The sequence below is a fragment of the Arthrobacter sp. GmRoot5-12 genome (genome assembly GCF_059739365.1).
Genome location: NZ_AP046056.1, coordinates 2,466,261 through 2,480,434, shown reverse-complemented (window position 1 = coordinate 2,480,434; position 14,174 = coordinate 2,466,261). Strand labels below are relative to the sequence as shown.

Genomic DNA, 14,174 nt, shown 5'->3' with positions numbered 1-14,174 from the left:
GACCCGCCAGGGAATCAGCGGGAAAGCTTGGCGGCGTCCGGTTCCAGGTCGCCGATGTGACCGGGCGCGTTGGCGGCCAGGACCCGTGCCACGAAGGCCGCATACTCTTCCATGTAGTGGCTGAGGAACTTGGCGGTGGACCCGTCCTTGACCTCGCCGTCGTCGCCGAAAACCTTGGGATCGTACTTGACGTAGGCCTCCGGCGCATTCAGCTGCGGTGCGTCCAGGAAGCTCAGGACGGCCCGCATGGAGGACTGCATCACGGCCGTCCCGATGCTGCCAGGTGAGGCGCCGATGATGCCGGTGGGCTTGCGGGCAAAGGAGTTGGTGCCCCAGGGCCGGGATCCCCAGTCGATGGCGTTCTTGAGGGCTCCCGGGATGGAGCGGTTGTATTCCGGGGACACGAAGAGGATCCCGTCCGCGGCCTCGATGGCTTCCTTGAGGGCCCGGCCCTCCGGCGGGAAGTCGGCGTCGTAGTCGTAGCTGTACAGCGGGAGGTCCTTGATGGGGATCTCCGTGAATTCCAGTTCCCCGGGCGCGAGTTTGATCAGGGCCTTGGCCAGAACCCGGTTGATGGAGCCGCTGGCCAGGCTGCCCACGAAATATCCGATCTTGTACGTTGCCATGAGTGGTCCTTTCCAACAGCCGGGCCGCGCCGGCTGGGTCGGTTTGGGTTGGAAATGGCGCCGTCCCAGCAGCCTGGAGGAGCGAAGAAACGGCGGTTGGTGCTCACTGCTTCACCAGTCCAGCACACAAGCCCTGCTGCGGCCAGAGTGCGTCGGAGGTCCTTGACACGTCATGGAGCGGAGCGCTGAATGAGGGGTACCGCGAACCAGCGCCACGAGGAGCAGCCATGACTGAAGATCGCTCACGGAACGACGACGACCGGGTCCACGCTGAATCGCCCGCCGAAGGCGATCCGGACGCCGATCCTGCCGACATCCGCGTCCACTCCCAGGACCCAGCCGAGGGAGCAGACGACGACGGGGACCCCGCCAGGAAATAGCCGCCCGGACGCCAGCCCCGGCCCAGCAGCCAACCGTCCCGCCTGGCAAAATCCCCTTGCACGCACGCCACCTGTCTACTACGTTGTAGGTCATCGAGAAAGCGCTTTCCCACTATCGGGACTTCCGCGCGCAGCAATCACCAGTGGAATTGGATGACATGACGGACAACACCCTCATCAGGTGGATCGACGGGCAGGCACCCGCAGAAATCAGCGGCGGAACCACGTGGGGGATGCCGTTCCCGCGCGGCACCGCGCAAGGTGTGGAGGCGTTGTCAGTTGCGGACGGCAGCGGCACGCCGGTCCCCAACCAGGCCTGGCCCCTGGCCACCTGGCCGGACGGGTCCCTGAAGTGGGCGGGCATTGCGCTGCCGGCAACGGACACGCCCTCGGACACCTATCAGGTGAGGGCCGACGGCGGCACGGCCGCCGAACCCAGCCAGCCGTCGTCGGCCGGCGCGTCCGTCACGGTCACCGAAAGTGCGGACACCCTCACCGTGGACACCGGCGTCCTGCAGATGGTGATCAACCGCGGCGGTTCCACCCTGTTCAGCACCCTTTCCCGGAACGGGCGGGAAGTTGCCCGGGACGCCCGGCTGGTCAGCCTGCTGCAGGACAGCGTCCCCGAGGGCGCGGGAACGGTTGGCCGGGACGCCTTCACCGGCGGGGTCACCGCCGTCGTCCTGGAACAAAGCGGCACCGTGCGGGCGGTGGTGCGGCTGGAAGGCAACCACCGTCCGGACACTCCAGAAAGCGGAAAGCGGGACTGGCTGCCGTTTGTGGTCCGCTTCTACTTCCATGCCAACGCCCGCAGCGTGCGGATGGTGCACTCTTTCATTTGGGACGGAGACGCGGACCAGGACTTCCTGGCAGGACTGGGCGTGCGGTTCACAGTGCCACTGGCGGCGGAGCTGCACAACCGGCACATCCGCATCGCCGGAGCCGACGGCGGGTTCCTCGCCGAGGCAGTCCGCGGCCTCACCGGACTCCGCCGCGACCCGGGCGAGGACGTACGGGAGGCGCAGATTAACGGCCGCCCCACTCCCCCGCCGGATACCTGGAACCCTGACGTCTCGACCCGCCTCCACCTGGTTCCCACGTGGGGCGACTACACCCTCAGCCAGCTCAGCGCCGACGGATTCGAGCTGCGCAAGCGCACCGCCGCCGGCCACGGCTGGGTGGGAATCACCGGCGGCACCCGCGCCGGCGGCTTCTGCTCCCTGAGCGATACCCGCGGCGGACTCGGGGTGGGCATCAAGGACTTCTGGCAGTCCCACCCGGGCCAGCTGGACATCCGCGGCGCCGCCACCGGCGAGGCCTCGCTCACGGCGTGGCTGTTCTCCCCCGAGGCCCAGCCCATGGACCTGCGTTTCTACCACGACGGCCTGGGCCAGGAAACGTTCGAGGAACAGCTCGACGGCCTGGAAATCACGTATGAGGACTATGAGCCGGGCTTCGGCAACCCTACGGGAATTGCCCGCACCCACGAGTTGACCCTGTTCGCTTACGATGCCACCGCGCCCACCGAAAGCCTCGCGGCCGACGCCGCCTCCGCTGCCACCCCGGCCCTGCTGCAGGCCACACCGGAGTATCTGCACTCGGCGGGCGTCTTTGGCGACTGGGATCCGGTGGACCGGAGCACTCCCGCGCGGGCCGTGCTTGAAGACCGGTTGGACTTCCTGTTCGATTTCTACGCCGGCCAGGTGGAACAGCGGCGCTGGTACGGCTTCTGGAACTACGGCGACGTGATGCACACCTACGACTTTGACCGGCACGTGTGGCGGTACGACGTGGGCGGCTACGCCTGGGACAATTCGGAACTGTCCCCCGACCTGTGGCTCTGGTATTCCTACCTGCGCTCCGGCCGGGCGGACATCTTCCGCTTTGCCGAGGCCATGACCCGGCACACGGGAGAAGTGGACGTTTACCACCTGGGTCCCTGGAAGGGGCTCGGCTCACGGCACAACGTCCAGCACTGGGGCTGCAGCGCCAAGCAGCTGCGGATCAGCACGCCGGCCTACCGGCGTTTCTACTACTACCTGACGGCGGACGAGCGCACCGGGGACCTGCTGACCGAACTGGTGGACAGCGACCAGAACTTCCTGGGTCTTGACCCCGTGCGCAAGGTCCGCCCGGATGCCGACACCTACCGTCCCAACCGCGGCGCACTTGGCGTTGGGCTGGGGACGGACTGGGGTTCCCTCGCCGCAACCTGGCTGACGGACTGGGAACGCACCGGCAACCCGCGTTCCCGCGACCGGCTGCTGGGAACCATGGCGGACATCGGTTCGCTCAAGTACGGTTTCCTCACCGGTGAAGCGCTGTATGACCTGGACAAGGGCCGGTTCGACACCGGCCGCGAGCAGATCCAGGTCTCACACCTCAGCGCGGTGTTCGGCCTGGTGGAAATCTGCAGCGAGCTGGTGGACCTGGTGCCGGACCCGGAGTTCGAGCGGGCCTGGCTGCAGTACTGCCGGCTCTTTCTGGCATCGAAGGAGGAACAGGTGGAAGCCGTGGGCCGGCCGCTCGACGGCATCCATCTCACCCAGGCCCACAGCAGGCTGACGGCCTACGCGGCGGCCAGGTTGCAGGACCCCGAACTGGCAGCCCGGGCATGGGAAAGCTTTGCCGAAGGCGGGGAGCACCTGAACCACGAATCGGCCTTCACCCTGCGGAAAATCGAGCCGCCCCACGTGCTGGCGCCCGTGGACGAGGCGCCGACGGTGTCCACCAATGACACCGCCCAGTTCGGGCTGGCAGTCATCCAGAACCTGGCGCTCGTGGGCCGGTACCTGGACTGACACTCCTGCGTGGCACAAAACCGCGACGGCGGCACCTGGCCGGGTGGCGCCGTCGTCCGTTTTCCCCCATGACCAAGTTGGACTCTGGAAACATCCAAGATCAAAAGGTATGTTAGTAAGCATGCTGATGATTCTTCCCGAGTCATTGGTTTCCGGTAGCAAAGCGAAGGAGACGTTATGAGCACGAAGGTGGAAAAACGCATTCTGGTGAACGTACCGGTGAGCACCGCTTATAACCAGTGGACCCAGTTCGAGGAATTCCCGCACTTCATGGGCGGCGTCAAGAGCGTGACCCAGCTCAGTGACGACCGGCTGGAATGGGTGGCCGAGATCGGCGGCGTCCGCAGGCAATGGGAAGCCAAGATTTTGGAGCAGGTCCCGGACCGCAAAGTTGCGTGGGCCGCGACCGAAGGTGCCACGAACGCCGGCGCTGTGGAGTTCGAGGACGTGGGAGGCGGCCAGACCTCCATCCGGCTGAGCCTCGAATACGAGCCCGAAGGCCTGATCGAGAAGGTGGGCGACAAGCTCAACGTCGTGGACCGGCAGGCGGAATCGGACCTGCAGAAGTTCAAGGAATTTATTGAGGACGAAGGCTACGCCAGCGGCGCCTGGCGCGGATCCGTCAATGCCGGCTCAGCTGTGGGCACGCCCGGTGTTGAACATGCAGGGGGCTCCCGCGGCGATTCCGGCAAGGCCGGCGTCTCCGGCAAGGTTGCGGCCGGCGTCGGCATCGCAGCGGCTGCGGGCGCAGCAGCGGCCATGGCTGCCAGCGGCAACAAGGAAGACACCGAAACGCGTGACGTGACGGTTACGCAGACCACTCCCGCGGTCCCGGCAGAACCGGTTGTGCCCGCGGAGCCCCTCACCACCGGCGCCACCACCGGCAGCGCCTACCCGGGCACGGGGACAACTGACACCACAACCCCAGGCACGACGTCGGGGGCCGGCTCCACCGGCTCGGTCGCCGACCTGGGCGATGACAGGATCGGCCACGCTTTTGACCAGACCAACGGCCTCGTGGACACCACCGGCGAGTCCGATGACACGGTTGCCGGCGAAAACCTGAGCGCCGGCGAACGGCGCGAGGACGACCGCAACGCCGACGGCGGCCTTCCGCCTGTGGGTGGCAACCTCGGCGGCCACTGACCCGTCCCAACCGAAGAACCAGCGCCGCCCGCCTTTCCCCCAAAGGCGGGCGGCGCTTTGCCGTCACTGCTTAGTTTGCGGCCCCCGGGATGACGGCGCCGTCCTGGATGACGAACTCAAGATGGTCAGCCATGTCGGCAAGCACAGCAATGTCCTGTACCGGATCAGCCGTCAGGACGAGCATGTCGGCGTCCGCTCCGGGCGCGATAATTCCAATTTCACCGGGCCTTCCCAGCAACTCGGCGGCCGTGGTGGTCGCGGCACGGATAGCGTCGATGGCCGGCTGGACCTTTCCCAGCAGCCTGAACTGTTCGTTCTGGTGACGATGCATGCCGCCCAGCAGGTCTGAACCGTAGACCAGCTTCACGCCTGCTTCGTGGGCCTGGGCAATGGCTTCAAGTCCACTGTTTAGGACAGAATCCACTTTGGCCCACATCTCCTCCGTCAGCCCGGACTCCCGGCCTTCTTCCTTCAGGGCCCAATATGTCACCAGGGTGGGCACCAGGAAGGCGTCCTTTTCCAGGAAGAGACGAAGGCTCTCGTCATCAAGAAGGTTGCCGTGTTCGATCGACCTGACTCCTGCCTCCAGGGCCCGGTTGATGGCGCGGGCAGTGTAGGCGTGCGCGGCGACGTACCGGTTGGCCGCCTCCGCTTCCTCCACGGCGGCCCGCATTTCATCGCGCGAGTACTGGGTGGAGTCGATGCGATCGGTGGGGGACGATACCCCTCCTGAGGCCATGATTTTGATGTGGTGGGCTCCCTTGCGGAGCTCGTCACGGGCCGCGGCGCGCACGGCGTCCACACCATCGGCAACCCGGCCGATCCCGCAGCAGCCTTTGCGGTTGGGCTCATGGTCCTCGCCGGGAAGGCGCATATCGCCGTGGCCACCCGTCTGGCTGAGGGCCCGCCCGCAGAAGTGAAGCTTGGGACCCTCAAGAAGCCCTTCGGCCTGCGCCTTCGCCAGGCCGAAATCTGCACCTGAAAGGTCACGGACGGTGGTGAAGCCCCGCCGCAGCATACCCTGCATGATTCGGGCGGTCTGCGCATACACATAGGAGGGCGGAGTCCAGGTCAGCGAACGGAAGTCCGCGCTCGAGGCCACGACGTGCACGTGGGCGTCAATGAGGCCCGGGATGACATATTTGCCCGTTCCGTCGATGATCTGCGCTTCTTCCGGAGCATCCGCACCCTTCTCTACACTCCTGATTTTTCCGTCTGCTGTGACTACGTCGGCGACCGAGAAGGTGCCGCCGTGAACGTCCAGGACACTGGCGTTCCTAATGACAAGTGGTTGGGTGGATTGAGTCACGGGCGGACTGCTTCCTTTCCGGTAAAGACGGTTTGGTCTGAATTGATAAAGGCCGATGCGATCTCTTCGGTCGCAGCGGACACAACTGCTGATGCGGTGCTGAGGCTCCGATCGGTGTACTTTCCTTCGGCATCAAGCAGTGCCAACACACCCACCACCGCACCGCCGGAGACCACGGGAATATTGATGACCGCACCGCATCCGAGGGACTGAATCAGGGCAACATCAGTAAACACTTCGGCCAGCGACTCCAGATCGGGTGCCAGGAATGGCTGCTGCTTAGCTATGACGGTTTCCAGCCAGCCTGCAGAGATTTCCACTGACTTTTCAGCACCCAGCGGGTACTCCTCTGGATGGCTGGTGAACACACGCCGCAATACGGAGTCTGCCTGCAGCCAACGGAGTGCGGTGAACAGGATGACTCCAGGATCCTGGCGCAATTCTCCGTAGACGGCCTGGAGTGCTGCGTCGACTTTCGATCCGTTCATTTGCCGCCTCCCACTGCGGCCGGGCGCTCCGGTTCAGTGCGGGCGTTGATATCTTCCAAGGACTTGCCCGCTGTCGACGTTCCAAAGATGACCACACCCAGAACGCCGACTGCCAGGACCACCGTGGTCATGGTGAAGACACCGCCGAAGCCCAGGGTTGCGGCGAACACACCGATGATGGACGGGGCCAGGATGCTTCCCACCCTGCCAACGGCACTTGCCAGCCCTACGCCGGTAGCCCGCATCCACGTGGGGAAAAGTTCCGGCGTGTATGCGTAAACGCCGGCGTAGGTGCCGTTGAGGAAGAAGGAAAGCGTTGCTGCCGCCACCAGGATCATCCCGGCATCGCTGGATTGGCTGAGCCAGAACGCGCTGAGGGCCGAGCCCGCCAGGTACAGGGCGATGGTGTTCTTGCGGTCGATGCGGTCGCAGAGCCAGGCGGCGGAGAAGTAGCCGGGGATTTGGGCCAGGTAAATGATGATGGAGTATTCGAAGCTCTTGGTGACCGTGATTCCGCGCCCCACAAGAAGGGTGGGGATCCAGGAGAAGAATCCGTAGTAGGAGAAGGTGATGACGAACCAAATCAGCCAGATCACGGCGGTCCTGCGACGGAGGGCAGGCGACCACATGACCTTCAGGGCGTTCCAAATGCTGATTTTTTGCCCATGCTTGGCAATATCCTCGACGCCTTCCTCCGCTGCCGGCAACTCCTTGCCTGTTGCGCGGAGGACCTTCTGCTCGAAGCCTTCAACCACGCGTTGGGCTTCCGCCGCACGGCCTTGACTCATGAGGAAGCGGGGTGATTCAGGCAGGCTGCGGCGCCACCAGAGGAGCAGCAGGATGGGAACTGCCGTGATGACCTGCGCCCACCGCCATCCGTCGTCGCCCACGGGGACGACGAACCGTCCGATGAATGCGGCGGCAACGAAGCCGAAGGAGAAGAACCCGGCCAGCGTCCCGATGAACCAGCCACGCCGCTTGGGCGGGATGAACTCTGAGAGGAACGGGGCGATGATGACGCTTTCCGCTCCAGCGCCGAGCCCTGCAAGGACACGTGCAACGAGGAAGACTTCAAAATTGGGCGCCATGGCAGCAACCACGGACATGGCGCAGTAGAAGGCAAGGGCCCACAGCATGACCTTCTTGCGCCCGAACCGGTCCCCCATCCAGCCGGAAAGAATAGCGCCAAAGAAGAAGCCCAGCGGCGCGGCGGAGCCAACCAGGCCCAGGGACGCCGTGCTGAGGCCCCAGAGTTCCTGGATGCGGGGCAGCAGGAAGGCCACGACCGCGCCGTCCATGCCGTCAAAGGAGTATCCAAGCCCTCCGATAAGGAGAAGCTTGTAGTGTGGACGACTGAGTGGGAGCCGGTCCAGGCGAGCTGTAAGAGACATGGGAATCCTGCCGAAGTGGGCCAAGTTGTACAGTTTTTTGAATTTGCACAGATCCGTGCATGTAGATTGAAGTTACGTGGATCACTTGCGGAGGTCAATAGGTGAAACAAGAAGTTAACAGCGCCACCTTGACCGAATGGCTCGACGGCCAGGCCCAGGGACGCAAGCTTGCAGCCCGGCAGCTGCAGGTACTGGGTGTCCTTCGATCCCAGCCCCGGCTGGCCTCCTACGGTTCAGTCAGCGACATAGCGGCCGCGGCATCGTCGAACGCGTCGACCGTGACCCGCACCGCCCAAACGCTTGGTTTCAAGGGGTGGGCTGAGTTTCAATTCGAGCTCCGCTCCCGGTTCCTCGCATCGCTGAGCGCAGTCGAAATCGCCGCCGAACACAACGGCCACGTCAGCAGCCCGGCGCAGGCCTCGCTGACCACCGATCGGTCCAACCTGGCGCACCTGGAGCGGACCGTGGATCCGGGCGTGGTCCATGCGGTTGCCGAGGCCATCGCAGGTGCGCGGCAAACCCTCATTATTGCTGCCGGCAGTTATGCCATTCCGGGTAAGGCGCTGGAACACAACGCCATCATTGCCGGGTACGACGTCAGGCTGTTCGACGCCGACGTGGCGGCACTGACCAATGCTGTGGCTCGCCTGACGCCGGACGATCTGGTCATTGCCATCAGCCTTTGGCGCGTCTATGACAGCACCGTCCGGGCCGTGGACATCGCACACAGTCTCGGCACCAGGATCGTTACCATCACGGACACCGCCAGCTCACCGGTTGCGGAACATGCAACGGACCGGATTGTGGTGCCTGCCGAAAGTGCGGGCTTCTTCCCCTCCCTGACGGGCGCAGTGGCGGCGGTGCAGGCTGTGGCTGTTGAGCTCGCTTCCTTGGATCGCGATCGGTCGACGCGGAGTATCGCGGCTTCGGAACGCACCTGGGACCAGATGCGGATCATGCACCCGCGGCCCAGTTCATAAGCTGCCCAATGATAGGACCGGCAGAGGTAGTCGTTCAGGTGGGTGGCCGGTGTATCGGTACTGATGTGCGCGCGGCTTCATCGGAACAACTCACGGTGATGTTCAGCGGTTCACGTCTTCTCTTTTCAGCGGGTCCTTAGCCTCTTTCGACCCGCCCTTCACACCCATAGCATCAGCGCATTAGAACAGCCGGATGCTTGGCAGCTTTTTGGAGGTGGAGGGGGAAGCAATGAGCGCTGACCGGAAACTTTCCCCGTGGAAAGGTCTTGCGCTTGTCGCGGCACAGGCCCTTCTCCTCGGAGGGTGCGCGCAAGGCGGTGCGCCTCCGTCACCAACAGCGTCGCCCTCATCCGAACCAATGCAGTCCCCCTTGTCCGGACCAACGCGGTCAGCTTCAGCCAAGTCGGGCAGTCCGGCCTGTGACCTGATCACACCCGAGATCGCCGTAAAGATCGATCCTGGTTTGGCCCAAATGGGCCCAGGGGGCAAACCGGCGGGGAGCCAGGGGTATGTGTGCAGTTACATGAGCAAGGCGGAGAAGGTCCTTGCGCTCACCGTTTCACTGACCTCACCCGCGTCGGCGGCGGAGATCGCCGAAACGAAAAAGACACCGGACTGCTCGGTCATTGAGGGCATCGGTGATTTCGCATGCATGCAGTGGTCGGGCTGGTTCCGCGGCGAGTCCGGCGGGGCGTCGGCAAACACGGTGCTCAAGGCTGTCCGCGGCAACGAGTCGCTCGACCTGCGGATCGTGGCCATGCCGCCAATGTCACCGGACACCCCGGGACCGGACGGCGACGCCGCGGCGCGCGCACTTGCCCAGGCCCTTGTCGAGGGCGGGTGGGGCAACGGGGCTGAACTCCGTGTACCGCCCGCCCCGCCCGTCGGTCCCCAGACTGAGACGAACAATCCCGTATGTGCCTTGGTAAGCGTAGACGCGCTCAAGCAGGCCTTTGGCACCACAACGCAGGCGCAGGTTCTCCCGGGTGAGGGTAACTGTCGGTACCAATTTGGTGCTCTGGGTACGCCCGGGGCGGACTCGCTCAAATTCGCCATCGAGCTCCATCAAGGCGGTGCGTCCGCGCTCTCGGGGCCTATGCCGCCTGATGGCCAAAGCATCGAAGGCGTTGGAGACAAAGCAATCCTGCTAATCCGATCAGACCCGGGCGGACCCAAGGCTCTCCGGCCGCCAAGTGATGTACCGGTTACCTACATGTCACTGATGGTGGCCCGCGGCCAGAACATGGCCATATTCGTCGCAGAGATCCTGATCTCACCAGCTGGACCCACCGAAGAGCAGGTTAAGGAACAGTTCGTCACCTTGGTCAAGGGGATCGACTTCTGAGACAGCCCCTGCCCGCCCCAACAAGCTCTGGGACGGAAACCAACAGGAGGAGGACCCCGATGCATCCAGAAGCCAGCAGCAAAGTGCTGGAGCCTTACGGCGGAAGGGCCGAAGACACAGCCATGGTCCGCAAGTCCTATGCCTTGATCACCCAACCACCGGCGTCTGGATCGACTCCGCCGATCCTCGGTCCGACCGAGCCAGGTGAATGCAACGTCTTCCACAGGTCGTGGCAGCACGAGGCGCAATTGGATCCCTCCATGGGCTTCGCGCTGGCCGAGATCTTCAACGCCGGCAATCGAGGCATGGGCATGGTTCTCTTTGATGTGCGGAGCGCGCCTCGGGAGACGCTCGCCAAAGCGGACTTTGACTACAGCCCGGAGCTGATGGCTCGCTGCGCCATGTTTGACCAGACACTTTCCTCAGCCAATGGACCCCAGAGGTTCACCATTCAACTTCTCCCTGGTCCGGACATTGGTGAGAAGGCGTACCTGACCAAGGAATCCTTCGACGGCAACGCTGTTGGGGTCGGGGCTCCGCGTCCTTGCCGGAACGGTGTCTCTGGACATGGGTGCCAACACAGGTGCGGCGATAACTGAGGAAGAGGCACTGACCCTGATGTCGCAGATAGCGCAGGAGTTTGTCGACGAGATGAAGAATCCTCACTAGCGTGAAGCATTCCGGCGGCTATTGGTGCCCCGCCGTGGCCGCCTTGCCGCGAGCCGGGAACAACTGCGCCCCCCGCCGCCAGACGGGCAGACGCTTAAGCACGCGCCGCGTTCCAGCGCACTGCGTCGGAACGGGGGCCCGTCGTCGTCCCACAGCACCCCTCCGCACCTATGGCAGCGCCAAATCTTTGGGCTCTGACCTCCCGATCGACGACATGAAAAAGGCGCGCCCCGAGTAGCTGAGCGCGCCCTTCCCGATCCTCCATATAGCCCTTCATCAGGCTGCATCTGCATGATGACTTCGCCGGAGTCCGGCGGCTTACCTGGCCTTGCCTGCGTAGAAGACAGCCGGTGAGGCCGGCGTCTGCATGCCCTCACCGATGAAGAAGCTGGGGTGCGGAGGCTGGTTGTAGCCGACCGTCTCGCGGGCCACGCCGGTCCGGTACATGGGGTCGTGCATCAGGGTGCGGAGCCGGACCTCGGTGGGAGAGGTGGTGGTGTAGATCCGCAGCTCGGTGCTGTCGGCGGAGGGGAACACCAGTTCCTCGCGCCAGTCACCCAGCAAGTCGGCCTGCAGTGACGGGTTGCCCTTGGTGCCGTTGTTGGTCCTAGCGCCGGTGGCTGTCAGGAGCCGGTCGCTGGTTTCGGTTTCCCAGTTCCACTTGGAGATGGTGGGTACGCCCACGCCTGCCTCGGCATTGAAGTCGTGGTCAACGATTTCCCGCAGCAGGTCGCCGTCCCACCAGGCCATGAAGTTGGCCGCCGGGATCTTGTCCGAAATCCGCTCGCCCTTGGCCGACATCAGGAACCCCGCCGGTGAGTTCCAGGCAGCGTCACCGCCCACGGCCCAGCTTTCCGAGCCTGGGAACCGGGGGTCGATGTCGCCGGTGGCGCCTCGGCCGGTGTCCTTGACAGCGGGAATGCTCCAGAGCACTTCACCGGTGGCGGAGTCGCGGAAGGTGGCACCGCGATTGCCGCTCGCGGACATGCTCTCGTGTACGGCGAACGTCTCAAAGCCCGGCCGCGAGGGGTCAAGGTCGCCGGTGTGGATGGCGTCCCCGTGGCCCAGCTTGGTGTTGTACAGCGGCGTGCCGTCGTCGTCGATCGTCATGGAGCCGAAGACGAACTCATCCCTGCCATCCTGGTCCACGTCCGCCACAGACAGGTTGTGATTGCCCTGGCCCTTGTATTCGGCCCCGGCCACGTCGGAATCGAACTTCCACCGCTTGACCAGTTTGCCGTTGACGAGGTCGTAGGTGACCAGGACCGTGCGGGTGTAGTAGCCACGGCTGAACATCATGGACGGGTGCTCACCATCGAGGTACGCCACTCCGGCAAGGAAACGGTCCACGCGGTTGCCGTAACCATCACCCCAGGCGGCTACGCTCCCGCGCGGCGGATCGTAAGGAACCGTGTCCATAATGGTGCCGCTGGCACCGTTGAACACAGTGAGGAATTCCGGCCCTGACAGGACGTAGCCGGCGCTGTTGCGGTAGTCAGCCGCAGCATCGCCAATGACGGTCCCCGCCGCATCGGTGGTGCCGTCCGCAGTCTTGAAAGCCACGTCGCCTTTGCCGTCGCCGTCGAAGTCATAGGCCAGCATCTGGGTGTAATGGGCGCCGGCACGGATGTTGCGGCCAAGGTCGATTCGCCAAAGCTTGGTGCCGTCCATCTTGTAGGCGTCCACGTACACATTGCCGGTGTAGCCGGACTTGGAGTTGTCCTGGGCGTTGGACGGGTTCCAGAGCTGGATGATTTCGTAGCCGCCATCGCCGTCCAGATCCGCCACACTCGAATCGTTGGCCGTATAGGTGTACGGCTTGCCGTCCTTGCTGACGCCGTCGGCGGGCTTGTCCAGTTTGATGGGCAGGTAGTTCTGCGCCAGCGGACTGAATTCGGCACTGAGCTTGTCCTGCCCGTTGCCGTTCCCGACCGTCTTGATGACGTACTTCGAGGCCGCCGTTCCCGCAGGATCCACATAGGTGGTGGTGCTGCGGATGGGCTCGTCGGTGATCTGGACGCCGTCACGGATGACGTGGAAGCCCACGCTGTCCTTGTCCAGGCCGAGCATCCGCCAACCCAGGGTGACGCCCCGGTCCGTGAGCACAGCCACGGGGGCACGGTCCAGGGTTTCCACCTGGCGTGTGGGCCCGGACGGTGCCGGGGCGGCGGGGCTGGCCTGGGCGGCCGGCCCGGCCTGGCCGGGATCAGCAGCAGCAAGCGGGACGCCAGTGAAAGCCAGTGCTGCGGCGAGCGTTGCCGCCGCTGCGGCCGGCGCGGCCTTCCAGGCCCTGCCCGCTGGGGATTGCGGGGAACACATTGAGGATTGTGCCAAAAGAACATCTCCTTTGATGCGGCGGCAGCTGAGTCTGCCGCACGTCAGTTTGGAACGTTTCATTCACGCCAAGGATCTCACTCCCGAGTGATGTGGAGGAGGGATGGAAGCTGCGGGGAAACGCTTTCTGCCCTTTAGGTTTATCAGCGCATGACAAATATGGTCAATAGTGTGACGGAAGTAATTGGGAGATTTTGTTCCATTGCGTTTGTTTCCCACCTCGTTGGATTCACTGCTTCCCCGTCGCCGCCTGCAGCAGCGGCAGGGTGCGGGTGGGCATGACTTCCACCAGGGACATGGCCGTGCTGGTGCGGACGACGCCGTCAATCGCCAGCATCGCGTTGGTGATCCTGTGCAGGTCGGCGGGGTCCCTTGCGGCCACCTTGGCGAGCAGGTCCGCGTCCCCGGTGGTGGCATGCATCTCGATGATTTCCGGAATGGTCTGCAGCGCTGCCACGGCAATGTCGCTGGCGGACTGGCTGATGGAGATCGAGATGAAGGCAATCAGCGGCAGGCCCAGCGCTTCCGTTCGCACCCGCTGGCTGAAGGGCGCCAGGCTGCCGTCGTTGACCAGCCGGCGGAGCCGGGCGTGCACCGTATTGCGGGCAACGCCCAGCGTCCTGGAGAGGGACAGGACCGTGGCCTGCGGATCCCGGTCAAGTGTGAGGAGGATCTCAGCGTCAAGGGCATCAATGCGGTGCATAC

12 protein-coding genes are annotated in these 14,174 nt (G+C 64.3%); 6 read left to right on the top strand and 6 right to left on the bottom strand.

Annotated features, from left to right (window positions below; translation table 11 throughout):
* Positions 1-14: 14 nt before the first annotated feature.
* Positions 15-626: an NADPH-dependent FMN reductase gene (locus tag AC6JAM_RS11320; RefSeq protein WP_018770694.1), complete on the bottom strand. Its 612-nt coding sequence runs from the start codon at positions 624-626 to the stop codon at positions 15-17.
* Between the two features lie 227 nt (positions 627-853).
* On the opposite strand from AC6JAM_RS11320, the gene AC6JAM_RS11315 reads away from it, so the two are divergent.
* The 3 genes from AC6JAM_RS11315 (at position 854) to AC6JAM_RS11305 (ending at position 4,953) form a co-directional block, all read left to right on the top strand.
* The gene (locus tag AC6JAM_RS11315) at positions 854-1,006 is read left to right on the top strand and encodes a hypothetical protein (protein WP_200953170.1); all 153 of its coding nucleotides are present in this window, start codon (positions 854-856) and stop codon (positions 1,004-1,006) included.
* Between the two features lie 143 nt (positions 1,007-1,149).
* Positions 1,150-3,807, top strand: coding sequence for an exo-rhamnogalacturonan lyase family protein (locus AC6JAM_RS11310; protein WP_497934678.1), 2,658 nt, complete (start codon positions 1,150-1,152; stop codon positions 3,805-3,807).
* A 177-nt stretch (positions 3,808-3,984) separates the two neighbouring features.
* Positions 3,985-4,953: an SRPBCC family protein gene (locus AC6JAM_RS11305; protein ID WP_056391636.1), complete on the top strand. Its 969-nt coding sequence runs from the start codon at positions 3,985-3,987 to the stop codon at positions 4,951-4,953.
* Positions 4,954-5,023: 70 nt separating this feature from the next.
* Here the strand turns inward: AC6JAM_RS11305 and AC6JAM_RS11300 are convergent, their stop codons facing one another.
* The 3 genes from AC6JAM_RS11300 to AC6JAM_RS11290 are packed head-to-tail and all read right to left on the bottom strand — an operon-like array spanning position 5,024 to position 8,141.
* Complete coding sequence (locus tag AC6JAM_RS11300; RefSeq protein ID WP_497934677.1) at positions 5,024-6,262, bottom strand: metal-dependent hydrolase family protein; 1,239 nt, start codon at positions 6,260-6,262, stop codon at positions 5,024-5,026.
* On the bottom strand, positions 6,259-6,750 hold the full coding sequence (locus tag AC6JAM_RS11295; RefSeq protein WP_018770699.1) for a GAF domain-containing protein: 492 nt from the start codon (positions 6,748-6,750) through the stop codon (positions 6,259-6,261). The genes AC6JAM_RS11300 and AC6JAM_RS11295 overlap by 4 nt, the downstream gene beginning before the upstream one ends.
* Positions 6,747-8,141 (bottom strand): MFS transporter, encoded by a 1,395-nt coding sequence (locus AC6JAM_RS11290; protein WP_026265988.1) that lies wholly within the window; start codon positions 8,139-8,141, stop codon positions 6,747-6,749. The genes AC6JAM_RS11295 and AC6JAM_RS11290 overlap by 4 nt, the downstream gene beginning before the upstream one ends.
* A 101-nt stretch (positions 8,142-8,242) precedes the next feature.
* Between AC6JAM_RS11290 and AC6JAM_RS11285 the strand changes: the two genes are divergently transcribed.
* The 3 genes from AC6JAM_RS11285 (at position 8,243) to AC6JAM_RS11275 (ending at position 11,065) form a co-directional block, all read left to right on the top strand.
* On the top strand, positions 8,243-9,121 hold the full coding sequence (locus AC6JAM_RS11285; RefSeq protein ID WP_026265989.1) for a MurR/RpiR family transcriptional regulator: 879 nt from the start codon (positions 8,243-8,245) through the stop codon (positions 9,119-9,121).
* A gap of 523 nt (positions 9,122-9,644) precedes the next feature.
* Positions 9,645-10,466, top strand: a complete 822-nt coding sequence (locus AC6JAM_RS11280; protein WP_224084126.1) for a hypothetical protein — start codon at positions 9,645-9,647, stop codon at positions 10,464-10,466.
* A 59-nt stretch (positions 10,467-10,525) separates the two neighbouring features.
* The gene (locus AC6JAM_RS11275) at positions 10,526-11,065 is read left to right on the top strand and encodes a hypothetical protein (protein ID WP_134165512.1); all 540 of its coding nucleotides are present in this window, start codon (positions 10,526-10,528) and stop codon (positions 11,063-11,065) included.
* 388 nt (positions 11,066-11,453) lie between these two features.
* Here AC6JAM_RS11275 and AC6JAM_RS11270 read toward each other — a convergent pair whose 3' ends face one another.
* Both AC6JAM_RS11270 and AC6JAM_RS11265 read right to left on the bottom strand, forming a co-directional pair.
* Positions 11,454-13,454, bottom strand: a complete 2,001-nt coding sequence (locus AC6JAM_RS11270) for a rhamnogalacturonan lyase (protein ID WP_268003444.1) — start codon at positions 13,452-13,454, stop codon at positions 11,454-11,456.
* 244 nt (positions 13,455-13,698) lie between these two features.
* Positions 13,699-14,172 (bottom strand): Lrp/AsnC family transcriptional regulator, encoded by a 474-nt coding sequence (locus AC6JAM_RS11265; RefSeq protein WP_018770706.1) that lies wholly within the window; start codon positions 14,170-14,172, stop codon positions 13,699-13,701.
* Positions 14,173-14,174: the final 2 nt, after the last annotated feature.

Bases quoted from the DNA above. Each gene is read 5' to 3' on its own strand.
- AC6JAM_RS11280 (WP_224084126.1), top strand. From the start codon at position 9,645: ATGAGCAAGGCGGAGAAGGTCCTTGCGCTCACCGTTTCACTGACCTCA.
- AC6JAM_RS11295 (WP_018770699.1), bottom strand. From the start codon at position 6,750: ATGAACGGATCGAAAGTCGACGCAGCACTCCAGGCCGTCTACGGAGAA.
- AC6JAM_RS11305 (WP_056391636.1), top strand. From the start codon at position 3,985: ATGAGCACGAAGGTGGAAAAACGCATTCTGGTGAACGTACCGGTGAGC.
- AC6JAM_RS11290 (WP_026265988.1), bottom strand. From the start codon at position 8,141: ATGTCTCTTACAGCTCGCCTGGACCGGCTCCCACTCAGTCGTCCACAC.
- AC6JAM_RS11275 (WP_134165512.1), top strand. From the start codon at position 10,526: ATGCATCCAGAAGCCAGCAGCAAAGTGCTGGAGCCTTACGGCGGAAGG.
- AC6JAM_RS11315 (WP_200953170.1), top strand. From the start codon at position 854: ATGACTGAAGATCGCTCACGGAACGACGACGACCGGGTCCACGCTGAA.
- AC6JAM_RS11265 (WP_018770706.1), bottom strand. From the start codon at position 14,172: ATGCACCGCATTGATGCCCTTGACGCTGAGATCCTCCTCACACTTGAC.
- AC6JAM_RS11270 (WP_268003444.1), bottom strand. From the start codon at position 13,454: ATGTGTTCCCCGCAATCCCCAGCGGGCAGGGCCTGGAAGGCCGCGCCG.
- AC6JAM_RS11320 (WP_018770694.1), bottom strand. From the start codon at position 626: ATGGCAACGTACAAGATCGGATATTTCGTGGGCAGCCTGGCCAGCGGC.